Origin of the sequence: Rhodoferax saidenbachensis (genome assembly GCF_001955715.1) — a bacterium.
GTDB classification, from domain to species: Bacteria; Pseudomonadota; Gammaproteobacteria; order Burkholderiales; family Burkholderiaceae_C; genus Allorhodoferax; species Allorhodoferax saidenbachensis.
On sequence record NZ_CP019239.1, the window covers coordinates 1,487,646 to 1,510,300 of the forward strand.

Sequence of the window (22,655 nt, forward strand, 5' to 3'; positions counted from 1 at the left end):
GTTATGTCAGTCTCTATCGCTGTACCGCGCCACATCGCCATCGTGATGGATGGCAATGGACGTTGGGCATCGAAGCGATTTCTCCCCCGTATAGCCGGCCACAAGCAAGGTGTTGATGCACTGAAGCGGATGGTGCGCGCCTGTGCGCAGCGCCATATTGAGGTGCTGACCGTATTTGCCTTCTCTTCGGAAAACTGGAATCGCCCTGCTGATGAAGTTTCGGGTTTGATGGAGCTGTTGGCATTGGCCTTATCGCGTGAAGTGTCGCAACTGAAGCGGGATGGTGTGCAACTGCATTTTGTCGGCTCGCGTGAAGGATTGTCCGAGCGTGTTCGCAAAGGATTCGAAGAAGCGGAAGCCACAACCTCGGCGAATACGCGACTGGTGCTCAACGTATGTTTCAATTACGGCGGGCGCTGGGACATCGCAGACGCTGCGCAGCGGCTGGCCGCCTTGGGTGAGCGAATCTCCGAAGAGAGCCTGTCTCGGGCGATGGCCATGGCCCACTGCTCGGACCCCGATTTGGTGATCCGTACCGGTGGCGAAATGCGCATCAGCAACTTCCTGCTTTGGCAGTTAGCCTATTCCGAGCTCTACTTCAGTGAGTTGCTATGGCCTGACTTTGATGAGGCTGCGCTGGACGCAGCCCTCGCGGCGTATGCTTCACGGGAGCGCCGCTTTGGCAAAACGTCGGACCAGTTGGCTGACGGTTCGAGCGTTTCTGTCTAACCCTGGGTTTTCGATATGTTGAAGCAAAGAGTGATTACCGCGCTTGTGCTGCTGGGCATCCTTTTGCCAGCTGTCTTTTACCCACAGCCCGCCGCATTTGCGGTTGTGGCGCTGGTGTTGATTGCGGCTGGCGCATGGGAGTGGGCGCGCCTAAATCAGTATGGGGCTACTGTGGCCGTATCTATCGGCGTGTTGTGTGCCGCGATGTGTGCAGCCTCCTGGTACGGTGGTGTGTTGTACATGCAACTGAAACTGGTTTGGATAATTGCTGGCAGTGCATGGGTTTTGCTGGGGGCCTGGCTGTTGCGAGGCGGCAGCGGTACATGGCTTCGTGTGCCACGGGCGGTACGCCTCGTCGGTGGTGTTGTTGCATTGTGGGTTGCATGGCTCGCGGTCATCCAGGCGCGGATGGTGGGAATCAATTTTTTGTTCTCTGTCCTCGTGCTTGTCTGGATTGCAGATATTTTTGCCTACTTCGCTGGTCGGGCCATGGGCGGCCGGTTTTTCGTCAATAAGCTAGCGCCTTCCATTAGTCCCGGGAAAACCTGGGAGGGTGTATGCGGCGGCATGGTCGGTGTTGTGGTCTGTGCCTTTGTCTGGCGCGGATTGGAGGGCGCAGATATGGCGGGGCAAATCAGTTTGTATGGACGGCTGAGTTTGGTGTCCACGGTTTTTATGGTCTTGGCGGTGCTATTCCTAGCATCGATGAGTGTTGTCGGGGACTTGGTGGAATCACTCTTTAAGCGCAGCGCGGGCGTTAAAGACAGCAGCAATTTGCTGCCTGGGCACGGCGGAGTGCTCGATCGTGTGGATGCCTTGCTCCCGATCCTGCCACTTTCCATGATGTTGGCGACCTTATGAAGGGTGCCAAAAGCCGCGTAGTCGTACTCGGATCAACAGGATCCATTGGCGTCAACACGCTCAATGTGATTGACCTGCATCCGGAGATGTTTGAGGTTTTTGCGTTGACCGCCGCGACCAGCGTGGATGCCATGACGGCGCAGTGCGTCAAGTATCGACCGCGTTTCGCGGTCATGGCCAGTGAGGCGCATGGATTGCAGTTGGAGTCCGCTTGTCGCAGCCTTGGGCTTGCTACCAACGTGTTATGGGGAGCAAGCAACATCGCCATGGTGGCAGCGCATGAGTTGACCGACGTGGTGATGGCCGCGATTGTGGGTGCGGCTGGCCTGGAGTCCTGTCTTGCAGCCGCACACGCGGGGAAACGGCTGCTATTGGCCAACAAAGAGGCGCTGGTCGTTGGCGGACAGTTGTTTATGGATGCTGTCACCAAAGGAGGCGCGACCTTGTTGCCTATTGACAGCGAACATTCCGCTATTTTTCAGTCCTTGCCGGAAGATGCAGGTACCTGGGACGCGCGCGTTGACAAGATCATCCTGACCGCCTCGGGCGGGCCTTTTCGCACCCGTGCCCCGTCGACATTAAAAGATGTGACACCACAGGAAGCCTGCGCGCACCCCAACTGGGTGATGGGGCGAAAAATTTCTGTGGACTCTGCCACCATGATGAACAAGGCCTTGGAGGTCATTGAGGCTCGGTTTCTTTTTGGCTTGCATCCCGAAAAAATCCAGGTTCTGATCCACCCGCAGAGTGTGATTCACTCCATGGTGCAATACATAGACCATTCTGTGGTCGCGCAGTTGGGTACGCCTGACATGCGGGGGCCCATTGCCTATGGTTTGTCGTGGCCGGACCGCGTGCAATCGGGGGCCTCGGCCCTGGATTTTTCGACCTTGGCAGCCCTTACTTTTGAAACTTTTGACAGTGCAGAGCATCAGCTCCGTTTTCCCGGTTTGGGTTTGGCATGGGAGGTCTTGAATGCTGCGCCTGGGAGTCCTGCGGTACTGAACGCCGCGAATGAAATAGCGGTAGCGGCTTTTCTGGATGGGCGAATTCGTTATGACCAGATCCATCGTGTGAATGTTGAAACGCTGGGTGCGGTGTCTGCGCAGCCGCCGGCTTCACTGGAAGACTTGTTGGCGCTGGATCAGAATTCGCGTCGTGTGGCCGATAGCCTGATACAGCGGCTCACCAAGTAAGGCCAATATGCTGACCATCACCGCCTTTATTGTTGCCATAGGCATTCTCGTCGCGGTGCATGAGGCCGGGCACTACGCCATGGCAGTGGCCTGTGGCGTGAAAGTATTGCGGTTTTCTGTAGGTTTTGGTCCCCGTGTGTGGGGATGGAAGTCCGCGCATTCGGGTACCGAATTCGTCCTCAGCCTGCTGCCTCTGGGGGGCTACGTCAAGATGCTTGATGAGCGTGAGGCCGAAGTCCCTGCCGATGAAAAACACCGGGCCTTCAATACACAACCCCTGCGCAGTCGTGCGTTGATTGTTGCTGCGGGACCTGTGGCGAATCTCCTGCTGGCAATCTTGCTGTATGCGGGGGTGCACTGGGTGGGCTTGATGCAACCGCAACCTATCGTCGCACCTCCTGTGGCTGGGTCTGTTGCTGCCCAGGCTGGATTTTCAGGTGGAGAACGCATTTTGCGCGTTGGTTTCAATGCGGCGGGTGCAGATAGCGTCGTTCTTTCATTTGACGATTTTCGCTGGTGGCTGACACGGGCCGCCCTGGCGCATCGCAATCTGCAGGTGGAATTCACACGCTCGGGGAGTGCGGTGGTGGAGACGGCGGTACTCGAGCTGGAAGACCTCGATACCCGCCACGCAGATGCCCAGTTGTTTCGCAGTATCGGGTTTCTAGGCCCCCAGTCTCTGGCCCAGTTGGGAAGCGTAAGCCCTGATGGTGCGGCCATGCTGGCCGGATTGCAGTCTGGCGATGTTGTGTTGCGTGTGGACCAGACGGTCATTGTTGATGCCAGCCAACTCCGTGAATTGATACGAAATTCTGGAAAAGCCGATGTTGTGCATGCCCAGCAATGGCTGGTGGAGCGTGATGGCCTTGTGCGTACCGTGCAGGTGACTCCCAAAGTTGTGACGGAAAGCGATGTCGCCATTGGGCGCGTCGGTGCCATGATCGGTGCACCTCCCCGTTCGGTCGTGGTGCGTTATGGTCTTTGGGATGGAATGGCCAAGGCGTTTCTGCGGACTTGGGAAATATCCGGTTTGACGATCAACATGATGTGGCAAATCCTCACAGGTGAGGCATCTCTGAAAAACCTGAGTGGCCCTGTCACCATTGCTGACTACGCCGGGAAATCCGCATCCATGGGAGTGACGCCGTTTCTGCTCTTCCTGGCACTCATCAGCATCAGCTTGGGCGTCTTGAACTTGCTTCCTCTGCCGGTGCTGGATGGCGGGCACCTGATGTATTATCTTTGGGAGGCTATGACCGGCAAGCCCGTGTCCGATTCCTGGATGGAAGGGCTGCAGCGTGCGGGCTTGGCAATGCTTCTCGTCATGATGTCCGTCGCAGTCTATAACGATGTAGCGCGATTATTGGGCTGACCGTCCGGTTCGTACTGAATATTCCAGAACATTTCAATTGGCAAACATGCAACTTCAATCCAAATTTTTGCGCAAGACTTTGTTGGCGGTTGCCGTAGGCTTGGCCATGCAGTCCGCTTTGGCGATCGAGCCTTTCCCAGTTCGCGACATTCGCGTGGAAGGCCTGCAGCGGGTAGAGGCCGGGACCGTGTTTGCTTCCATGCCGGTGCGTGTGGGAGACACCTATAGCGACGACAAGGCCGCAGCCTCCATTCGCGCCTTGTTTGCGTTGGGACTCTTCAAGGATGTGCGCATTGAAGTGAACGCAGACGTTCTGGTTGTGATTGTCGAAGAACGTCCGTCCATCGCGGATGTCGACTTTTCTGGAACCAAGGAGTTTGACAAGGATGTTCTGAAGAAGGCCCTGCGTGACATTGGCCTGGCCGAGGGCCGTCCCTTTGACAAAGCACTGGTAGACCGGGCCGAGCAGGAGTTGAAGAACCAATACATCAGCCGCAGCATGTACGCCGCAGAGGTAGTGACAACTGTCACCCCAATCGAGCGCAACCGTGTGAATCTGAGCTTCTCCGTGATTGAGGGTGATACTGCCAAGATCAGTGAAATCCGGATCGTTGGTAACAAGGCATTTTCAGAGTCGGCGCTGCGTGGGCAGTTTGACCAGGATACTGGGAGCTGGCTGAGCTGGTACACCAAGTCCAACCGCTACTCCCGCACCAAACTCAATGCAGATATTGAGTCCTTGCGTTCTTATTATTTGACGCGAGGTTATCTTGAGTTTCGCGTGGACTCTACCCAGGTCGCCATTTCACCCAATAAGCAGGATGTGAGCATCACCATCAACGTGACCGAAGGTGAGCGCTTCGTGGTGTCAAAGATCCAGTTGCAGGGAAATTACTTGGGTAAGGAAGAAGAGTTTCAGTCACTCATCGCTATCAAGGCCGGCGAGGCATATAACGTCGATCAGGTGACGCAGACCACCAAAGCCTTTACGGATTATTTTGGAAACTTTGGGTACGCGTTTGCACGGACCCAGGTGCGTACGGAAATAGACCGCACAACCAATCGGGTAGACATCATTCTGCAGGCAGACCCCTCGCGCCGTGCGTATGTCCGACGGATCAACGTTGCAGGCAATGACCGGACCCGTGACGAAGTGATTCGCCGGGAATTCCGGCAGTTGGAAGCCGCTTGGTATGACGGTGAGAAGATTCGCCAGTCGCGCAACCGCGTAGACCGTTTGGGCTACTTCAAGGAAGTCTCACTGGAAACCCAGGAAGTTGCAGATGCGCCGGACCAAGTGGATTTGACGGTCAAAGTGGAGGAAAAACCCACAGGCAGCATCAGTTTGGGGGCGGGTCTGTCAAGCTCGGATGGTTTGGGGCTGCAATTCGGCTTCAAGCAGGAAAATGCGTTTGGATCAGGCAGTTCTCTCGGGATGGAAATAAACACCAGCAAGTACAACCGCACGCTTGTCTTAAGCACGACCAATCCGTACATCACGGAAGACGGGGTGTCACGTACCATCGATGTGTACCAGCGGACCTCGAAGCCCTACACCGACATTGATAGTTATTCTCTGGAAACAGCCGGCGCGAGCGTGCGGTTTGGCGTGCCCATCACGGACTCCGATACGATTTTCCTGGGCGGTGGGGTAGACCGGACGACGATCGTGACTGGAAGCTATTTGCCTGCGGTCTACCAGACCTTTGCCAATGAATATGGCTACACCGTGAATGCGTACCCTTTGACGGTGGGGTGGTCCCGTGATACACGAGACAGCGCGTTGGTGCCCAGCACGGGCAAAGTCATGCGTACCTCCGGTGAATGGAGTGTGGCAGGTGATCTGCGTTATGTACGGGGCACTGCCCAGTACCAACAATTCTTCCCGCTTTCCAAAAAGACCACCTTGGCATTCAACGGTGAAATTGCCTTGGGCGCTGGTACGACGAGCATGTCTTACCCAGTCTTCAAGAACTTTTACGCGGGTGGCCTGGGTTCTGTGCGCGGCTTTGAACAAGGCAGCTTGACAACGGCTGCACAGAGGGCAGCAGATCAAGCGACCACGGATGCACTGGCCACCGGCGGCGCCAAAAAGATCAACTTCAATGCAGAAATACTGACGCCTTTGCCGGGTGGCGGCAATGACCGTACCTTGCGCATGTACGGGTTTTTTGATGCAGGCGGCATTTACGGAACGAATGAATCCATTCAATTGGGTGACTTGCGCACCTCGGTGGGCATTGGGATCAGCTGGATCTCTCCGGTCGGGCCTTTACGGCTCGCATTTGCAAAACCGATCAACAAATTTGAAAACGATAAAATCCAGACCATGCAATTTCAAATTGGGACCTCTTTCTAATGAATACACTTAAAAGCAATTGGTTGCTGGGTCTCGTGCTGGCGGTTTCTGCCGCGGGCGCCGTGGCCCAAGACTCCAGAGTCGGCTACATCAATACCCAGCGCATCACCGCAGAATCGGCGCCAGCCAAAGCGGCGCAAGTCAAACTGGAGCAGGAGTTTTCCAAGCGCCAGAAAGACCTTGCGGATCTGCAACTTTCGCTGAAGTCTTACAGCGAAAAGTTTGAGCGTGACGCGCCTACTTTGACCGAGAGCCAGCGTGCGACTCGCCAGAAGGAATTTGCCGAGCAAAGCCGCGATTTCCAGCGCAAGCAGCGCGAATTCCAGGAAGACCTGAACGGTCGTCGCAATGAAGAGCTGCAGCAAGTGCTGGACAAGGCCAACAAGGCGGTCAAGCAAGTGGCTGAGGCTGAAAAATATGACTTGGTCATTCAGGAAGCCGTGTACAGCAATACCAAGCACGACATCACCGAAAAGGTTCTGAAGATCCTTAACGCTGGCGCCAAGTAAGTTTTGGGCGCTGGGGGCCAAGCTATGTCGGTTGACTTGGCCGCGGTGGTGCAGGCATTGGGTGGGGAGTTGCATGGCATTTCCACCACCACAATCAGCGGCTTGGCATCACTGGAAACAGCCGGGCCAAGCGAGCTGAGTTTTCTCAGCAATCCCCGCTACCGTCAACAATTATTGTCTTCCCGGGCGGGTTGCGTCATTGTTGCGCCGGACATGGAGGCCACCGCCAAGGAGCGCGGCGCCTGCATCGTTGCCGACCAGCCTTATCTGTACTTTGCGCGGCTGACACAGTGGTGGAAGGCGCAAACACGTCCCCAGGTAGACGCTGGCATTCATCCTAGTGCAGTGATTGATCCGACCGCAGAAATTCATCCTTCGGCAAGGATCGGTGCACTGTGTGTTGTGGAGCGTGGGGCACACATTGGCGCCAACACCGTGCTCAAAGCACGTGTCACGGTGGGGGAAGACTGTGTTGTCGGTGAGCGTTGCATGGTTCATTCTGGCGTGGTCATCGGTGCCGACGGTTTCGGTTTTGCGCCCAATGGCGATGCCTGGGAGAAAATTGAACAACTGGGTGCCGTGCGCATCGGCAACGATGTGGAGATTGGTGCCAACACCTGTATCGACCGGGGTGCCCTGCAGGACACGGTGATTGAAGATGGGGTCAAGCTGGACAACCTGATCCAGATTGGCCACAACGTGCGTATTGGGCGCAACACCGCCATGGCGGGTTGTGTGGGCGTAGCGGGCAGTGCCACCATTGGCGCGAACTGCACCGTGGGCGGTGGCGCCATTATTTTGGGACACCTTACTGTCGGTCCGAACGTGAATATCTCCGCGGCGACCGTGGTCAGCAAGTCCATTCTGAAGCCCGGTCATTACACTGGCGTGTTTCCCATCGATGACAACGCATCGTGGGAGCGCAATGCCGCTACGCTCAAGCAACTGCATAGCTTGCGCGACCGCATCAAAACATTGGAAAAAGAGACACAAAAATGATGGACATCCACCAAATTCTCAAGCAACTGCCACACCGCTACCCGTTCTTGCTGGTGGACCGCGTGATTTCCCTGGAAAAAGGCAAATCCATTCAGGCACTGAAAAACGTCACGATCAACGAGCCCTTTTTTAATGGCCACTTCCCGCACCGTCCGGTCATGCCGGGTGTGCTGATGCTCGAAGCCCTGGCCCAAGCCGCCGCCTTGTTGGCTTTTGACACGCTGGGTGTCACGCCCGACGATAAGACGGTGTACTACTTTGCCGGCATTGATGGTGCGCGTTTCAAGCGCCCCGTGGAGCCAGGGGATCAGCTGATCATGGACGTGACGCTGGATCGCATGAAGGCCGGTATTTTCAAATTTAAGGGCACCGTGCGCGTGGATGGCAATGTGGCGTGTGAAGCCGAGTTGATGTGCACTATGCGCACGATTGCCTAAGGCAGGATGGCACACGTGAGTCTGATTCACCCCACCGCCATCGTTGATCCTGCAGCCGAGCTGGACAGTTCGGTTTCAGTGGGGCCTTACACCGTCATTGGCCCCCATGTGAAGATTGCCGCGGGCACCACGGTTGGGCCGCATTGCGTCATTGAAGGTCACACCACGATTGGCAGCGACAACCGCATCTTCCAATTCAATTCGCTGGGTGCGATTCCGCAGGATAAAAAGTATGCGGGTGAGCCTTGCGAGCTGATCATTGGTGATCGCAATACCATCCGCGAGTTCTGCACCTTCAACATCGGTTCGCCGGGTGATATTGCCAAGACCGTTGTCGGCAATGACAACTGGATCATGGCCTATGTGCACCTGGCGCATGACTGCGTCGTGGGCAACAACACCATTTTTGCCAACAACGCGCAACTCGCCGGCCACGTGCGTGTGGACGACTGGGTGATTCTGGGCGGTTTTACTGTCGTCCACCAGTTTGTGCGCATTGGTGCACACGCGATGACGGCGATGTGTTCGCTGTTGTTCGCCGATGTGCCGCCTTACGTCATGTGCCAGGGCCAACCGGCTGCTGCGCGCTCCATGAACTTTGAAGGCCTGCGTCGCCGTGGCTTTGGCCCGGAGCGTATTGCGGGCGTCAAGGCCATGCACAAAGCGCTGTACCGTGATGACCTCACGCTCGAGCAGGCGCGTTCGCGTATGACCGAGCTGGCGACCAGCCAGCCCGAAACCGCTGCCGATGTGGCCATGATGCAGTCCTTCCTGGACAATGTCTCGCCCCAGCGCGGCATCGTTCGTTAAGGGCCGGTCATGCACACTGCGCTGCCCGGTCAAGCGGCTCCAGCGCCGCAGCCCAGCCCCACGGTCGCAATGGTGGCCGGTGAGGCCTCTGGCGATTTGCTGGCCGGTTTGTTGCTGTTGGGCATGCGCAGGCGCTGGCCTGCGCTGCAGAGCGGCGGCATAGGCGGGCCCAACATGGTGCATCAGGGTTTTGAGGCATGGTGGCCCCACCACAAGCTGTCTGTCCACGGATTTGGTTGGGAACTGGTGCGCCGCTACCGCGAAATCATTGGTATCCGCAGCCAGTTGCTGAAGCGTCTGGGCGAGAAACGTCCAGATATCTTCATTGGCGTAGATGCCCCCGACTTCAATCTGGACCTGGAACGCAATCTGCGCGGGCAGGGCATCAAGACCGTGCACTTCGTTTGTCCCTCGGTATGGGCCTGGCGGCCCGAGCGGCTGGAGAAAATCCGCGCCAGCGTGGACCATGTGTTGTGCATCTTTCCCTTCGAGCCTGAACTGCTGGCGCGCCACGGCATTGCGGCTACCTATGTGGGGCATCCGTTGGCCAATGTGATTCCCATCGAACCCGACCGCGCCGCCGCACGCGCTGCGCTGGGTCTGGGGGCGCATGACAAGGTCGTGGCGCTTTTGCCGGGCAGTCGCCAGTCCGAGATATCCCACCTGGCTTTGCGCTTCTTTCGGGCTGCAGCCCTTATCAGACGTGCACAACCAGCTATCAAATTCATAGTGCCCGCAGTGCCGGGGCTCAAGAGCCAGATCGAAGCGATTGCGCAGAAGGCTGGCCTGCAGGGTGATTTGCAGATCCTCAACGGGCAATCACACATTGCGCTGGCGGCTTGTGACGTCACCCTCATTGCCAGCGGCACTGCCACGCTGGAAGCTGCGCTGTACAAGCGCCCCATGGTCATTGCGTACCACATGGGTTGGCTCTCCTGGCAGATCATGCAGCGCAAGAAACTGCAACCCTGGGTGGGCCTGCCCAACATCCTGTGTCAGGACTTTGTGGTGCCCGAACTGCTGCAGGACGCTGCCACACCCGAAGCCTTGGCCCGTGAGGTGCTGGCCTGGATCGATGCCAAAGACTTTGCGCCTGCGAAAATACAGGCCCTGCAACAAAAATTCACCACACTGCACCGCACGCTGCAGCGCGACACCGCAACCCTGGCCACCGATGCGATCCAAAAAGTCCTACAAGGTTGAGCTGCTGTTGGCCCAGCAAGCCGCCTTCTCCTTTGACGCGCCCGGCCTGATTGCTGGGGTGGACGAGGCTGGGCGTGGCCCGCTGGCGGGGCCGGTGGTCGCCGCGGCGGTCATCCTGGACGATTTGAACCCTATCAAGGGCCTCAACGATTCCAAGAAACTCACGGCCAGGCAAAGGGAAAAGCTGTTTGATGAAATTCGCGCCAAAGCCCTGTGCTGTTCCATCGCACAGGCCACGGTGGAGGAGATTGACGAAATCAACATCCTGCAGGCCACGCTGCTGGCCATGCGCCGTGCGGTGGAGGGGTTGCGGCTCAAGCCGGCCAAAGTGCTGGTAGATGGCAACCGCCTGCCGGTGTTGGACGTACTGGCCGAGGCCATTGTGGGCGGGGATGCGCTGGTGCCGTCCATCTCCGCCGCCTCCATCCTTGCCAAAGTCACCCGCGACCGCTGGTGCGCTGAGCTGGACACGCAGTACCCGCAGTACGGCTTTGCCGGCCACAAGGGCTATGGCACGGCGGAGCATCTGGCTGCGCTGAAGGCACATGGCGCTTGCCCGCAACACCGCAAGACCTTTCGCCCGGTGACCGAGGTACTCGGGATGTTGGCATGAGCACACCCACTGCAGTCACATCGCGCGACAACCCTTTGCTCAAGGAGCTGCGCAAGACGGCCCATGACAACACCGCCTACCGCAAGGCCGGGCGTTTCTGGATTGAAGGCGACCACTTGTGCAGCGCAGCCCTGCAGCGCGGTGTTAAGCCCGCCATCGCTGTATTTTCAGAGTCTTTTTTGCCTCTAGCCCCTGTGGCATATGCGCAAGCAGCTATCAAAAGCATAGTAATTCCGGACGCGCTGTTCCACGAACTGAGCGGTCTGGAGTCGCCCGCCAAGGTGGGTTTTGTACTGGAATTGCCAGCAAATGCGGTACTGCAGCCACTGGCAGCCAGCGTCATCCTGGACCGGGTGCAGGATGCTGGCAATGTCGGATCCATCCTGCGCAGCGCGGGCGCTTTTGGTTTTCGGCAGGTGATTGCCCTGAGCGGTACTGCGGCGTTGTGGAGCCCCAAGGTGCTGCGCGCCGGCATGGGTGCGCATTTCGGGCTGCATCTGATCGAAGGCGCCTCGCTACAAGACCTGACCGCTTTGCAAGTCCCCATTGTGGTCACCAGCTCGCACCGAGGGGAACTGATCCAGAACCTCCAGCTTCCTCAACCCTGCGCCTGGGCTATGGGCCATGAAGGGCAGGGCGTTTGTCAGGAACTGATGGACCGTGCCAGCCATTTCGCCCGCATTGGGCAGCCGGGCGGAGAAGAGTCCCTGAATGTGGCCGCCGCCGCCGCGATTTGCCTGCACGCGAGTAGTTTGGGCAAGCTTTAGGTCCGAAAAATAGCGCCCCGAAGGCAGCTATCCAAATAGCGGCGGAGCGTGGGGCACCATGTGCTCGGCTATAATGGGCGGCTTTCCAGAAAACAGCCGTCCCAAGCGCCTTTTAAGCAATATCCCCTCTACAGAGCACCCGCCAAGAGCCATTCTTGAGCGCGTTTGGGCGTACCCGTAACCCATTCGGAGAAACCAGTGCTTTTGTCTCTCAAGGGAACCACCCCACCCGCCATCCTGGCGCTCGCAGACGGCACGGTCTATATCGGCAATTCCATCGGGGCCCCCGGCTCCACAGTCGGCGAAGTCGTGTTCAACACGTCCATGACCGGCTACCAGGAAATCCTCACGGATCCCAGCTATTGCCAGCAGATCGTCACGCTCACCTATCCCCACATCGGCAACTACGGCATCAACGCGGAAGACGTTGAATCGAACAAGGTTCACGCCGCAGGTCTGATCATCAAGGACCTGCCACTGGTGGCGTCTAACTTCCGATCCACACAGACGCTGACCGAATACTTGGTCGCCGAAGGTACGGTTGCGATTGCCAATATCGACACCCGCCAACTGACCCGTCAGTTGCGCACCCAGGGCGCGCAAAACGGCTGCATTCTGGCGCTGGCTTCCGGTGAGGCCGTGACGAAGGAAGCGATTGCCAAGGCGGTTGCGGCCGCGCAAGGCGCGCCTTCCATGTCCGGTTTGGACTTGGCCAAGGTGGTGTCGTCCAGCGAGAGCTACGCCTGGACCGAGTCCGAGTGGAAGCTTGGCTCCGGCTACGGCCAGCAAACCGCACCCAAGTTCCATGTGGTCGCCTACGACTTCGGCGTCAAGAAAAATATTCTGCGCATGTTGGCCGAGCGCGGCTGCAAGGTCACTGTGGTGCCTGCGCAAACGTCTGCTGCAGAAGTGCTGAAGCACAAGCCCAATGGCATCTTCCTGTCCAACGGTCCTGGCGATCCAGAGCCTTGTGACTATGCGATTACTGCAGTCAAAGAACTGATCGAAACCGGTACGCCGACTTTCGGCATTTGCCTGGGCCACCAGATCATGGCGCTGGCCTCTGGCGCCAAGACCTTCAAGATGAAGTTCGGTCACCATGGAGCCAACCATCCGGTGAAAGACCTGGATAACGGCCGCGTATCGATCACCAGCCAGAACCACGGTTTTGCGGTGGATGAAACGTCCTTGCCTGCCAATCTGCGCGCCACACACATCAGCTTGTTTGACAACACGCTGCAGGGCCTGGAGCGCACCGACAAGCCTGCGTTCTGTTTCCAGGGCCACCCCGAAGCATCGCCCGGCCCGCATGACATCGGCTACCTGTTCGACCGTTTCATCAAGGAAATGGAAACACGCGCATGAGCTTTTACGGCGTTACCGACATCTGGACTTACGTGATTGGCGCGTTGGGCATCATTTTGTTGCCCGGCCCCAACTCGTTGTTCGTACTGTCGGTCGCCACGGCGCGCGGTGTGAAGGCCGGGTACCAGGGCGCCTTGGGCGTGTTTGTGGGTGACACCATTTTGCTCATTTGCACAGCTTTGGGCGCTGCCGGATTGCTGCGCAGCAACCCGGCGTTGTTTATGGTGGTGAAGTATGCCGGTGCGGCTTACCTCACTTGGGTTGGCCTCCATCTGGTGTGGTCTGCGATCCAGAAGTGGCGCAGTACCGAAGCCCCCGTGGCGGCAGTGGCCGAGACGCCCGCCCATCTGGCGCACCCGTTCAAGCGCGCGCTGGTGATCAGCCTGTTGAACCCGAAGGCGATTTTGTTTTTGCTGTCGTTCTTTGTGCAGTTCATTGATCCGACGTACGAGACACCGGCCGTGCCGTTTCTGATTTTGAGCGCCATCGTGATGGCCTTCAGCGCGCTGTATTTGTCGGCGCTGATATTTGCCGGCGCGCGCCTCGCGCAGGCCTTTAGCCAGCGCAAGCGTTTGTCGGCCAGCCTGTCCAGCAGCGTGGGCGCGTTGTTTATGTGGTTCGGCGCCAAGTTGGCGACCGCAAGCCTGAATTGAGATTAAGAAGAGTAGAGAAGTAGAAATGCCAAAACGTACCGATATAAAAAGCATACTGATCATTGGCGCCGGCCCCATCATCATTGGCCAGGCCTGCGAGTTCGACTACTCCGGCGTGCAGGCCTGCAAGGCGCTGCGCGAAGAGGGCTACAAGGTCATTCTGATCAACAGCAACCCCGCGACCATCATGACTGACCCCGCCACGGCGGACGTCACCTACATCGAACCCATCACCTGGCAGACGGTGGAGAAGATCATCGCCAAGGAACGCCCCGATGCGATCCTGCCGACCATGGGTGGCCAGACCGCGCTGAACTGCGCGCTGGACCTGTGGCACAACGGCGTGCTGGACAAATACAAGGTGGAGCTGATTGGCGCCACGCCCGAAGCCATCGACAAGGCCGAAGACCGTTTGAAGTTCAAGGACGCGATGACCAAGATCGGTCTGGGCTCCGCGCGCTCGGGCATTGCGCACAGCATGGAAGAAGCCTGGGGCGTGCAAAAGACGCTGGGCTTCCCTACGGTCATTCGCCCCAGCTTCACGCTGGGCGGTACCGGTGGCGGCATTGCCTACAACGCAGAAGAATTCGAGACTATCTGCAAGCGCGGCCTGGAAGCCTCGCCCACCAACGAGCTGCTGATTGAAGAGTCGCTGCTCGGCTGGAAAGAGTATGAGATGGAAGTGGTACGCGACAAGGCGGACAACTGCATCATCGTTTGCTCCATTGAAAATCTGGACCCGATGGGCGTGCACACCGGTGACTCGATCACCGTGGCCCCGGCGCAGACGCTGACCGACAAGGAATACCAGATCTTGCGTAACGCGTCTCTGGCGGTGCTGCGCGAAATCGGCGTGGATACCGGGGGCTCCAACGTGCAATTCTCGATCAACCCGGTCGATGGCCGAATGGTGGTCATCGAGATGAATCCCCGCGTGTCGCGTTCTTCCGCGCTGGCTTCCAAGGCGACTGGTTTTCCGATTGCCAAAGTCGCGGCCAAGCTGGCGGTTGGCTTCACGCTGGACGAGTTGCGCAACGACATCACTGGTGGCGCGACGCCGGCTTCGTTCGAGCCCAGCATCGACTACGTGGTCACCAAGATCCCGCGTTTCGCATTCGAGAAATTCCCAGCAGCCGATAGCCGCCTGACCACACAGATGAAGTCTGTGGGCGAGGTGATGGCCATGGGCCGTACCTTCCAGGAATCGTTCCAGAAAGCCCTGCGCGGCCTCGAAGTCGGCGTGGACGGTATGAACGAGAAAACGCAGGACCGCGAAGTTCTCGAAAAAGAACTGGGCGAGCCCGGCCCCGAGCGCATTTGGTATGTGGGCGACGCCTTTGCGCAAGGCATGAGCGTGGATGAAGTGTTCGCGCTGACCAAGATCGACCCGTGGTTTCTCGTGCAGATCGAACAGATCGTCAAGCTGGAACTGGAAATCGAAAACCTGCCGCAGCCTGCGACTGGCAGCGCGCTGGACAACATCGACGCGGCCACTCTGCGCGCCCTGAAGCAAAAGGGTTTCTCGGACCGCCGCCTGGCCAAGCAATTCAAAACCACCGACACCGCCGTGCGCAACAAGCGCCGTGCCCTTGGTGTGCGCCCGGTCTACAAGCGTGTGGACACTTGCGCTGCAGAGTTCGCCACCAACACCGCGTACCTGTATTCGACCTACGAAGCCGAAGGCTCCGAGTGCGAAGCGGCGCCTACCAACAAGAAAAAGATCATGGTGCTGGGCGGTGGCCCGAACCGCATCGGCCAGGGCATTGAGTTCGATTACTGCTGCGTGCACGCCGCATTGGCGATGCGCGAAGACGGCTACGAGACCATCATGGTCAACTGCAACCCGGAGACCGTCTCTACCGACTACGACACCTCGGATCGCCTGTACTTCGAGCCGCTGACGCTGGAAGACGTGCTCGAAATCGTTGACAAGGAAAAACCGGTCGGCGTGATCGTGCAATACGGCGGCCAGACGCCTTTGAAGCTTGCGCTGGATCTCGAAGCGAATGGCGTGCCCATCATCGGCACATCGCCCGACATGATTGACGCCGCCGAAGACCGCGAGCGTTTCCAGAAACTGCTGCACGAACTGAAGCTTCGCCAACCACCGAACGCGACAGCGCGTACTGAACCTGAAGCGCTGGAAAAAGCGGCTGCCCTAGGCTATCCGCTGGTGGTGCGCCCCAGCTATGTGCTGGGCGGCCGTGCGATGGAAATCGTCCACGAGCAGCGCGACCTGGAGCGCTACATGCGCGAAGCGGTCAAGGTGAGCCACGATTCGCCGGTGCTCTTGGACCGCTTTCTGAACGACGCGATTGAGTGCGATGTCGATTGCATCCGCGACTCCGCGGGCGTGACCTTTATCGGTGGCGTGATGGAGCACATCGAACAAGCGGGCGTGCACAGCGGAGATTCCGCTTGCTCACTGCCGCCCTACAGCCTGAGCGCTGCGACGGTTACCGAAATCAAACGCCAGACCTCGGCGATGGCGCAAGCTCTGAACGTGGTCGGCTTGATGAACGTGCAGTTCGCGATCCAGACCGTGGATGGTCAGGACGTGATCTATGTATTAGAAGTGAACCCGCGCGCAAGCCGCACCGTGCCGTTTGTCTCCAAAGCTACTGGCATCCAGCTGGCCAAGGTCGCAGCGCGCTGCATGGCCGGCCAGACGCTGGCCAGCCAGGGTATTGGCAAGGAAGTCACTCCGCCGTACTTCAGCGTCAAGGAAGCCGTGTTCCCGTTTGTCAAGTTCCCGGGCGTGGACACCATCCTCGGCCCCGAGATGAAGTCCACCGGCGAAGTGATGGGCGTGGGTAAGACTTTCGGCGAAGCTTTTGTGAAATCGCAACTGGGCGCAGGCGCCAAGCTGCCGCGTTCGGGCAAGGCGTTTATCTCGGTCAAGCAAAGTGACAAGCCGCGTGCCGTAGAAGTGGCCCGCAAGCTCGCAGCGCAGGGCTTTGAACTGGTGGCCACCAAGGGCACGGCAGCCGCCATCAGCGCGGCGGGTGTGTCCTGCGCCGTGGTCAACAAGGTCACGGAAGGGCGCCCGCACATCGTGGACATGATCAAGAACGAGGAAATCGCCATGGTGGTCAACACCGTGGAAGAGCGCCGCAACGCGATTGCCGACTCGCGCCAGATCCGCACGTCGGCCCTGTTGGCCCGTGTCACCACCTACACCACCATTGCCGGTGCGGAGGCTGCGGTCGAGGGCATGAAGTACCTGGACCACCTCGATGTGATCTCGGTGCAGGAGATGCATGCCCAATTGCACGCTTAAGTGACGCGCCCGGCTTTACCGCCGGGCCGCCCCGAGGGAAACGAAGCTCTTTGGAGGCAATGCAGCACACGAAGTAACAAGCGTGGGGCTCCGAGAACCTTGGCATAATCTGCTTTTACTGCTTGGACAGTGCCGCGCGCAAGCGCCGCACTGTCCTTGTACTTTGAGGCCCGACAAAACACTATTGAGACCATGGCAACCTTTCCCATCACCAAACGCGGCGCAGAACTGCTCAAGGCCGAGCTGCACAAACTCAAGACCGTGGAGCGCCCCGGAGTGATCCAGGCGATTTCTGAAGCACGTGCACAGGGCGATCTGAGTGAAAACGCCGACTACGACGCGGCCAAAGAGCGCCAGGGCTTTATCGAAGGCCGCATCCAGGAAATTGAAGGCAAGATGTCCATCGCCCAGGTGATCGACCCCTCCGGCATTCAGGCCGATGGCCGTGTGGTGTTTGGTGCCACGGTAGAGCTGGAAGAGGAAGAGTCGGGCGACCGTGTGAAATACCAGATCGTCGGCGAAGACGAAGCCGATCTCAAGCACGGCCTCATCAACATCAGCTCTCCGATTGCCCGTGCCCTGATCGGCAAGGAGCAGGGCGACACCGCCGTGGTGCTGGCCCCCGGCGGCGAGAAAGTCTACGAAGTCGTCGCGGTTCACTACATCTGATGCGTACGCTACCGCTGTGGCTGGCAGCCGCCTGGGCGGGCAGCCTGACCACGCTGGGTTTCTTGGTGGTGCCCATGCTGTTTGTGCATTTGCCCACACCGGCTATCGCAGGCGGCATGGCGGCGAAACTCTTCAGCCTGCAAACCGGCGTTTCCACGGCATGTGCCTTGGGTCTGCTGCTGGTTTTTAGGTCAAATAGGCCTCTAGCCCCCGTGGATACTGCGCGAGCAGCTACACTTTTTGTAGTGGCTGGGGCCTTGTTGGCGCTCTTGGTGGAGTTTGGTGTGTCGCCCCACATCGTGGCGCGTGACAACCTGGCCCTGTGGCACCGGGTAGGCAGTGCCATGTATGTACTGCAGTGGGTGTGCGCGCTGGTGGTTTTTGGAAAACTCGCTGCAGCGCGCAGTGCGACGTCGACTTAAGTCTGGCTGCGTTTCTTGACGCTGACCGGTGGCTTCGGTTTGGCCCGCTTGACGTTCCCACCCGGCGTGAGGCGCTGGTTGCCCAACACACGCAGGGTTTTGACTTCGGGGCGTTGACCGGCGCGTTTGCTGTACTTCAACACCTTGAAGTCGCGCGGGCCGGGCATGCGGTTTTCGTCGACTGTTTTTTCCTTTTCCACCTTGGGGCGCCACAACACCAGCAGTTTGCCAATGTGCTGAATGGGGGCCGCGTTCAGGTCGTTGGCCAGGGTCTGGAACATTTCTTCCCGGGCGACACGGTCATCGGAGAAGACGCGTACCTTGATCAGGCCATGGGCGTTGAGGGCTGCGTCGATCTCGTTTTTGACGTTGGCAGTGAGGCCATCGCCACCCACCATGACGACGGGGTCCAGGTGGTGGGCGTCAGCGCGATGGTCTTTGCGCTGGGCGGGAGTCAGTTGAATTAAGGGCATATGGGTATTATCCCTGCAACGGTAACGGGGTGGTAGAGCTGCCCCCTCAGAAAGTAGTCATGTCTTCCATCAAGAAAAGCGGCACCAAGGTCAACAAGGCTTGGCTGCACGACCACATCAACGACCCTTACGTCAAATTGGCGGGCAGGGAAGGCTACCGCGCACGGGCGGCCTACAAACTCAAGGAAATTGACGAAACCCTGCACCTGATCAAACCCGGTCAGCTGGTGGTGGACTTGGGTTGCACCCCCGGCGCCTGGAGCCAGTACCTGCGCCGGCGCATGTCGCCCAACGGTGCCGCAGTGGGCGAAATGAACGGCACCATCATTGGGCTGGACCTGTTGCCCATGGACCCTATCGAGGGCGTGACCTTCATCCAGGGTGACTTTCGGGAGGCGGAGGTTCTGACCCAGCTCGAAGCCGCTTTGGCCGGCCGGCAGGCCGATGTGGTGGTGTCGGACATGGCACCCAACCTCTCTGGCATATCGTCCGCCGATGCGGCCCGTATCGAGTATTTGGTGGAACTGGCCATTGAATTTGCCCAAAACCACATGAAACCCCAGGGCGCGCTGGTGGCCAAGGTGTTCCATGGCGGCAGTTACAACGACGTGGTGAAACGCTTCAAGGAGGCGTTTCAAACGGTTAAGCCGCTCAAACCCAAGGCGTCGCGTGACCGCTCCTCTGAGACATTTTTGGTGGGTCTTGGCTTGCGATAGCCCCCACGCTCCGCCCATGCACGGCCCTTCGGCCGTGCCGGGCGTATTGCCACAATGTGAGCGCATCTGCGACAGCAGATGCGTGAGCGGGTCGCTGCCCCCCGAGGGGGCTAACCCGCCTTGGGGCGGCCCAGCGGCGGCTTGCCCGCTCTGGACAGGCCTGCTGCGCGTCGGCTTAAACCTTGTAGTTTCTGTGGATGAAAGCCCTAAAAAGCGCCTCCCTGTGTCTTGAAACGCCTAAAATGGGGCCCAAGTACGCATCGCATGTCTTAGTGCGTCCTCTTGGAGCTTCGCTTGAATAATCAGTGGTTTTCGAAAATTGCAGTGTGGTTGGTGATTGCCTTGGTGCTTTTCACCGTGTTCAAGCAATTCGATTCGCGCAGCGCGGGCAGCACGGGCTTGGTCGGCTATTCCGATTTCCTGGAGCAGGTGCGCAGCAAGCAGATCAAGAGCGCCATCATCCAGGAAGGCCAGGGCGGCACCGAGATTCTGGCCGTTACCACCGATGACCGCAAAGTCCGCACCACCGCCACTTACCTGGACCGTGGTCTGGTCGGCGACCTGATAGCCAACAACGTCAAGTTCGACGTCAAACCCCGCGAAGAAGGCTCCTTGCTCATGACCTTGCTGGTCAGCTGGGGCCCCATGCTGCTGTTGATCGGCGTGTGGGTGTACTTCATGCGCCAGATGCAGGGCGGCGGCAAGGGCGGCGCGTTCAGCTTTGGCAAGAGTAAGGCCCGTTTGCTCGACGAAAACACCAACACCGTGACCTTTGCCGACGTGGCCGGTTGCGACGAGGCCAAGGAAGAAGTCAAGGAAGTCGTGGACTTCCTGAAAGACCCCTCCAAGTTCCAGAAACTCGGCGGCCGTATTCCGCGTGGTTTGTTGCTGGTCGGCCCTCCTGGTACGGGTAAAACACTGCTGGCCAAGTCCATTGCGGGCGAAGCCAAGGTACCTTTCTTCAGCATCTCGGGTTCTGATTTCGTGGAAATGTTTGTCGGCGTGGGTGCATCCCGCGTGCGCGACATGTTCGAAAACGCCAAGAAAAACGCCCCTTGCATCATCTTCATCGATGAAATCGACGCCGTCGGTCGCCAGCGTGGCGCTGGTTTGGGCGGTGGCAATGACGAACGCGAACAGACCCTGAACCAGATGCTGGTCGAGATGGACGGTTTTGAGACCAACGTCGGTGTGATCGTGGTGGCTGCCACCAACCGCCCTGACATTCTGGATGCTGCACTGCTGCGCCCAGGTCGTTTTGACCGCCAGGTCTATGTCACCCTGCCCGATATTCGCGGTCGCGAGCAGATCCTTAACGTGCACATGCGCAAGGTCCCTTTGGGCCAGGACGTCAAGCCCAGCATCATCGCCCGCGGTACACCCGGCATGAGCGGTGCTGACTTGGCCAATCTGTGCAACGAAGCCGCCCTGATGGCCGCACGCCGCAATGCGCGCGTGGTCGAAATGCAGGATTTCGAGAAGGCCAAAGACAAGATTTACATGGGCCCCGAGCGTGTCTCCATGGTGATGACCGACGAGGAAAAGCGGGCTACCGCCTACCACGAGTCGGGCCATGCCGTGGTGGCAGAGTCGCTGCCCAATACCGACCCGGTGCACAAGGTCACCATCATGCCGCGTGGCCGGGCTTTGGGCCTGACATGGCAGTTGCCTGAGCGTGACCGCCTGAGCCGCTACCGCGACCAGATGCTGGCCGAGATCAGCATCCTGTTCGGTGGCCGTATTGCCGAAGACTTTTTCGTCAAGAAAATCTCCACCGGCGCATCGAACGACTACGAGCGTGCCACCAAGATCGCCCGCGACATGGTCACACGCTACGGCATGAGTGAATTGCTGGGCCCCATGGTCTACGCCGAGAATGAAGGCGAAGTGTTCTTGGGCCGCAGCGTGACCCAGACCACCAATATCTCCGAAGCCACCATGCTCAAGGTGGACCAGGAAATCCGCCGCATCCTGGACGAGCAATACGCTGTGGCCGAGAAAATTCTGCGTGAACAGGCCAGCAAGGTCGAGATGATGACCAAGGCGCTGATGGATTGGGAAACCATTGACCGTGACCAAGTGCTGGACATCATGGCCGGCAAAGAGCCACGTCCGTCCAAGGACTGGACGCCGCGTGCGCCCTACCCGGGTAGCAGCGGTGATGGCGGTGGTGGCGCGGATGCGGCACCCGCCGCTACCGACCCCGCACCGACTGCAGTCTAAGTAGTCTCAAAACAGGTCGCACAGTGATGTGCGGCCCACCCAAGGGGCCCTCCGGCCCCTTTTTTCTTGCTCACTCCAAGCGTTACAGTAGCTCCCATGTTTTGGCACACCACGCGTTACCCGATTGACCTGACCAAGCCGTTGGTCATGGGTATCGTCAATGTCACGCCCGATTCGTTTTCGGACGGTGGGCAGCACGCCTCCAGCGCTGCGGCCATGGCCCATTGCGACCAATTGCTCAAGGACGGCGCTGCCATTCTGGACATTGGTGGTGAGTCCACCCGCCCGGGCGCACTGACGCTGCCTGTGGATGAAGAACTGGCGCGTGTGTTGCCCGTGGTGCGCCACGCCGTGACGCTGGGTGTGCCGGTATCGGTGGACACCTACAAGCCACAGGTCATGCAGGCCGTGCTGGACATGGGCGCCGACATCATCAACGACATCTGGGCGCTGCGCTGGCGTGATCCATCCTTCCATGTCACGGGCCAGGAAGTCGTGGCCCGGCATGGCAGTTGCGGGGTGTGCCTGATGCACATGCACCGTGACCCGCAGACCATGCAGGTGGCGCCCATGGAGGGTGACGTGGTGCCGCAGGTGCTATCGTTTTTAGAGCGGCTTGCGCAGGATCTGCGAGGGCTGGGGGTTGAAAAGCCTCGTATTTGCATAGACCCCGGCATTGGTTTTGGCAAGACCGTGCCGCAGAACTTTGCACTGCTGGCACGCCAGCGCGAGCTGCTGGCGCTGGGCTATCCGCTCTTGGCGGGCTGGTCGCGCAAGTCGTCGCTGGCCGCGGTGACACAAACATCGTTGGCCGCAGTGGCCACGCTGGATGTGCACGAGCGCATGGTGCCTAGCGTAGCCGCTGCCGTGCTGGCGGTACAGAACGGCGCGAGCATCGTGCGCGTGCACGACGTGCGCGAGACGGTGCAGGCACTCAAAGTGTTGGCGGCCATGCAAGCCGCATAAACAGATTCATCACATTCAAAACAATAGAGGTAA

21 protein-coding genes are annotated in these 22,655 nt (G+C 58.9%); 20 read left to right on the forward strand and 1 reads right to left on the reverse strand.

The features are described 5' to 3' along the window. The first annotated feature begins 3 nt into the window (after nt 1–3). From uppS to RS694_RS07225, 17 genes are all read left to right on the forward strand, one after another. Entirely contained in the window at nt 4–729 is a 726-nt protein-coding gene (uppS, locus tag RS694_RS07145; RefSeq protein WP_029705887.1) for a polyprenyl diphosphate synthase, read from the forward strand. A 15-nt stretch (nt 730–744) separates the two neighbouring features. Then, complete coding sequence (locus tag RS694_RS07150; RefSeq protein WP_029705886.1) at nt 745–1,590, forward strand: phosphatidate cytidylyltransferase; 846 nt, start codon at nt 745–747, stop codon at nt 1,588–1,590. Beyond that, nucleotides 1,587–2,786 carry a 1-deoxy-D-xylulose-5-phosphate reductoisomerase gene (dxr, locus tag RS694_RS07155; protein ID WP_029705885.1) on the forward strand — a complete coding sequence of 400 codons (1,200 nt, stop codon included), beginning with the start codon at nt 1,587–1,589 and terminating at the stop codon, nt 2,784–2,786. Before RS694_RS07150 ends, dxr begins: the two co-directional genes overlap by 4 nt. Before the next feature lie 7 nt (nt 2,787–2,793). Beyond that, nucleotides 2,794–4,158, forward strand: a complete 1,365-nt coding sequence (rseP, locus tag RS694_RS07160; RefSeq protein ID WP_029705884.1) for an RIP metalloprotease RseP — start codon at nt 2,794–2,796, stop codon at nt 4,156–4,158. Between the two features lie 46 nt (nt 4,159–4,204). Further along, nucleotides 4,205–6,517 (forward strand): outer membrane protein assembly factor BamA, encoded by a 2,313-nt coding sequence (bamA, locus tag RS694_RS07165; protein ID WP_051391670.1) that lies wholly within the window; start codon nt 4,205–4,207, stop codon nt 6,515–6,517. Beyond that, nucleotides 6,517–7,026 (forward strand): OmpH/Skp family outer membrane protein, encoded by a 510-nt coding sequence (locus RS694_RS07170; RefSeq protein ID WP_029705882.1) that lies wholly within the window; start codon nt 6,517–6,519, stop codon nt 7,024–7,026. Before bamA ends, RS694_RS07170 begins: the two co-directional genes overlap by 1 nt. A 24-nt stretch (nt 7,027–7,050) precedes the next feature. Continuing rightward, the gene (lpxD, locus tag RS694_RS07175) at nt 7,051–8,025 is read left to right on the forward strand and encodes a UDP-3-O-(3-hydroxymyristoyl)glucosamine N-acyltransferase (RefSeq protein WP_029705881.1); all 975 of its coding nucleotides are present in this window, start codon (nt 7,051–7,053) and stop codon (nt 8,023–8,025) included. Next, nucleotides 8,022–8,462 (forward strand): 3-hydroxyacyl-ACP dehydratase FabZ, encoded by a 441-nt coding sequence (gene fabZ, locus RS694_RS07180; protein ID WP_029705880.1) that lies wholly within the window; start codon nt 8,022–8,024, stop codon nt 8,460–8,462. The genes lpxD and fabZ overlap by 4 nt, the downstream gene beginning before the upstream one ends. 6 nt (nt 8,463–8,468) lie before the next feature. Beyond that, nucleotides 8,469–9,272, forward strand: coding sequence for an acyl-ACP--UDP-N-acetylglucosamine O-acyltransferase (gene lpxA, locus RS694_RS07185; RefSeq protein ID WP_029705879.1), 804 nt, complete (start codon nt 8,469–8,471; stop codon nt 9,270–9,272). Between the two features lie 9 nt (nt 9,273–9,281). After that, the gene (lpxB, locus tag RS694_RS07190; protein ID WP_420805914.1) at nt 9,282–10,475 is read left to right on the forward strand and encodes a lipid-A-disaccharide synthase; all 1,194 of its coding nucleotides are present in this window, start codon (nt 9,282–9,284) and stop codon (nt 10,473–10,475) included. Then, the gene (gene rnhB, locus RS694_RS07195) at nt 10,447–11,088 is read left to right on the forward strand and encodes a ribonuclease HII (protein ID WP_029705877.1); all 642 of its coding nucleotides are present in this window, start codon (nt 10,447–10,449) and stop codon (nt 11,086–11,088) included. Before lpxB ends, rnhB begins: the two co-directional genes overlap by 29 nt. Then, a complete protein-coding gene (locus RS694_RS07200; protein ID WP_029705876.1) occupies nt 11,085–11,855 on the forward strand; it encodes a TrmH family RNA methyltransferase in 771 nt (256 codons plus the stop codon). The genes rnhB and RS694_RS07200 overlap by 4 nt, the downstream gene beginning before the upstream one ends. Before the next feature lie 198 nt (nt 11,856–12,053). Then, on the forward strand, nt 12,054–13,220 hold the full coding sequence (gene carA, locus RS694_RS07205; protein ID WP_029705875.1) for a glutamine-hydrolyzing carbamoyl-phosphate synthase small subunit: 1,167 nt from the start codon (nt 12,054–12,056) through the stop codon (nt 13,218–13,220). Further along, entirely contained in the window at nt 13,217–13,873 is a 657-nt protein-coding gene (leuE, locus tag RS694_RS07210; RefSeq protein ID WP_029705874.1) for a leucine efflux protein LeuE, read from the forward strand. Before carA ends, leuE begins: the two co-directional genes overlap by 4 nt. Nucleotides 13,874–13,898: 25 nt before the next feature. Then, the gene (carB, locus tag RS694_RS07215) at nt 13,899–17,153 is read left to right on the forward strand and encodes a carbamoyl-phosphate synthase large subunit (RefSeq protein ID WP_029705873.1); all 3,255 of its coding nucleotides are present in this window, start codon (nt 13,899–13,901) and stop codon (nt 17,151–17,153) included. Between the two features lie 192 nt (nt 17,154–17,345). After that, on the forward strand, nt 17,346–17,822 hold the full coding sequence (greA, locus tag RS694_RS07220) for a transcription elongation factor GreA (RefSeq protein ID WP_029705872.1): 477 nt from the start codon (nt 17,346–17,348) through the stop codon (nt 17,820–17,822). Next, the gene (locus RS694_RS07225) at nt 17,822–18,244 is read left to right on the forward strand and encodes a DUF4149 domain-containing protein (RefSeq protein WP_029705871.1); all 423 of its coding nucleotides are present in this window, start codon (nt 17,822–17,824) and stop codon (nt 18,242–18,244) included. The genes greA and RS694_RS07225 overlap by 1 nt, the downstream gene beginning before the upstream one ends. Here RS694_RS07225 and RS694_RS07230 read toward each other — a convergent pair. Then, on the reverse strand, nt 18,241–18,717 hold the full coding sequence (locus tag RS694_RS07230) for a YhbY family RNA-binding protein (RefSeq protein ID WP_029705870.1): 477 nt from the start codon (nt 18,715–18,717) through the stop codon (nt 18,241–18,243). The two genes, RS694_RS07225 and RS694_RS07230, sit on opposite strands and share 4 nt — an antisense overlap. A gap of 59 nt (nt 18,718–18,776) precedes the next feature. Here RS694_RS07230 and RS694_RS07235 point away from each other — a divergent pair, with 59 nt between their 5' ends. The 3 genes from RS694_RS07235 (at nt 18,777) to folP (ending at nt 22,622) form a co-directional block, all read left to right on the forward strand. Next, nucleotides 18,777–19,433 carry an RlmE family RNA methyltransferase gene (locus RS694_RS07235; protein ID WP_029705869.1) on the forward strand — a complete coding sequence of 219 codons (657 nt, stop codon included), beginning with the start codon at nt 18,777–18,779 and terminating at the stop codon, nt 19,431–19,433. 294 nt (nt 19,434–19,727) lie between these two features. Then, a complete protein-coding gene (gene ftsH, locus RS694_RS07240; RefSeq protein ID WP_029705868.1) occupies nt 19,728–21,656 on the forward strand; it encodes an ATP-dependent zinc metalloprotease FtsH in 1,929 nt (642 codons plus the stop codon). A 96-nt stretch (nt 21,657–21,752) separates the two neighbouring features. Then, nucleotides 21,753–22,622 carry a dihydropteroate synthase gene (folP, locus tag RS694_RS07245; protein WP_029705867.1) on the forward strand — a complete coding sequence of 290 codons (870 nt, stop codon included), beginning with the start codon at nt 21,753–21,755 and terminating at the stop codon, nt 22,620–22,622. The last annotated feature ends 33 nt before the right edge of the window (nt 22,623–22,655 follow it).

Excerpts from the sequence above, each read along its gene's own strand:
- uppS (WP_029705887.1), top strand. The coding sequence starts at position 4 with ATGTCAGTCTCTATCGCTGTACCGCGCCACATCGCCATCGTGATGGAT.
- RS694_RS07150 (WP_029705886.1), top strand. The coding sequence starts at position 745 with ATGTTGAAGCAAAGAGTGATTACCGCGCTTGTGCTGCTGGGCATCCTT.
- dxr (WP_029705885.1), top strand. The coding sequence starts at position 1,587 with ATGAAGGGTGCCAAAAGCCGCGTAGTCGTACTCGGATCAACAGGATCC.
- rseP (WP_029705884.1), top strand. The coding sequence starts at position 2,794 with ATGCTGACCATCACCGCCTTTATTGTTGCCATAGGCATTCTCGTCGCG.
- bamA (WP_051391670.1), top strand. The coding sequence starts at position 4,205 with ATGCAACTTCAATCCAAATTTTTGCGCAAGACTTTGTTGGCGGTTGCC.
- RS694_RS07170 (WP_029705882.1), top strand. The coding sequence starts at position 6,517 with ATGAATACACTTAAAAGCAATTGGTTGCTGGGTCTCGTGCTGGCGGTT.
- lpxD (WP_029705881.1), top strand. The coding sequence starts at position 7,051 with ATGTCGGTTGACTTGGCCGCGGTGGTGCAGGCATTGGGTGGGGAGTTG.
- fabZ (WP_029705880.1), top strand. The coding sequence starts at position 8,022 with ATGATGGACATCCACCAAATTCTCAAGCAACTGCCACACCGCTACCCG.
- lpxA (WP_029705879.1), top strand. The coding sequence starts at position 8,469 with ATGGCACACGTGAGTCTGATTCACCCCACCGCCATCGTTGATCCTGCA.
- lpxB (WP_420805914.1), top strand. The coding sequence starts at position 9,282 with ATGCACACTGCGCTGCCCGGTCAAGCGGCTCCAGCGCCGCAGCCCAGC.
- rnhB (WP_029705877.1), top strand. The coding sequence starts at position 10,447 with ATGCGATCCAAAAAGTCCTACAAGGTTGAGCTGCTGTTGGCCCAGCAA.
- RS694_RS07200 (WP_029705876.1), top strand. The coding sequence starts at position 11,085 with ATGAGCACACCCACTGCAGTCACATCGCGCGACAACCCTTTGCTCAAG.
- leuE (WP_029705874.1), top strand. The coding sequence starts at position 13,217 with ATGAGCTTTTACGGCGTTACCGACATCTGGACTTACGTGATTGGCGCG.
- carB (WP_029705873.1), top strand. The coding sequence starts at position 13,899 with ATGCCAAAACGTACCGATATAAAAAGCATACTGATCATTGGCGCCGGC.
- greA (WP_029705872.1), top strand. The coding sequence starts at position 17,346 with ATGGCAACCTTTCCCATCACCAAACGCGGCGCAGAACTGCTCAAGGCC.
- RS694_RS07225 (WP_029705871.1), top strand. The coding sequence starts at position 17,822 with ATGCGTACGCTACCGCTGTGGCTGGCAGCCGCCTGGGCGGGCAGCCTG.
- RS694_RS07230 (WP_029705870.1), bottom strand. The coding sequence starts at position 18,717 with ATGCCCTTAATTCAACTGACTCCCGCCCAGCGCAAAGACCATCGCGCT.
- RS694_RS07235 (WP_029705869.1), top strand. The coding sequence starts at position 18,777 with ATGTCTTCCATCAAGAAAAGCGGCACCAAGGTCAACAAGGCTTGGCTG.
- folP (WP_029705867.1), top strand. The coding sequence starts at position 21,753 with ATGTTTTGGCACACCACGCGTTACCCGATTGACCTGACCAAGCCGTTG.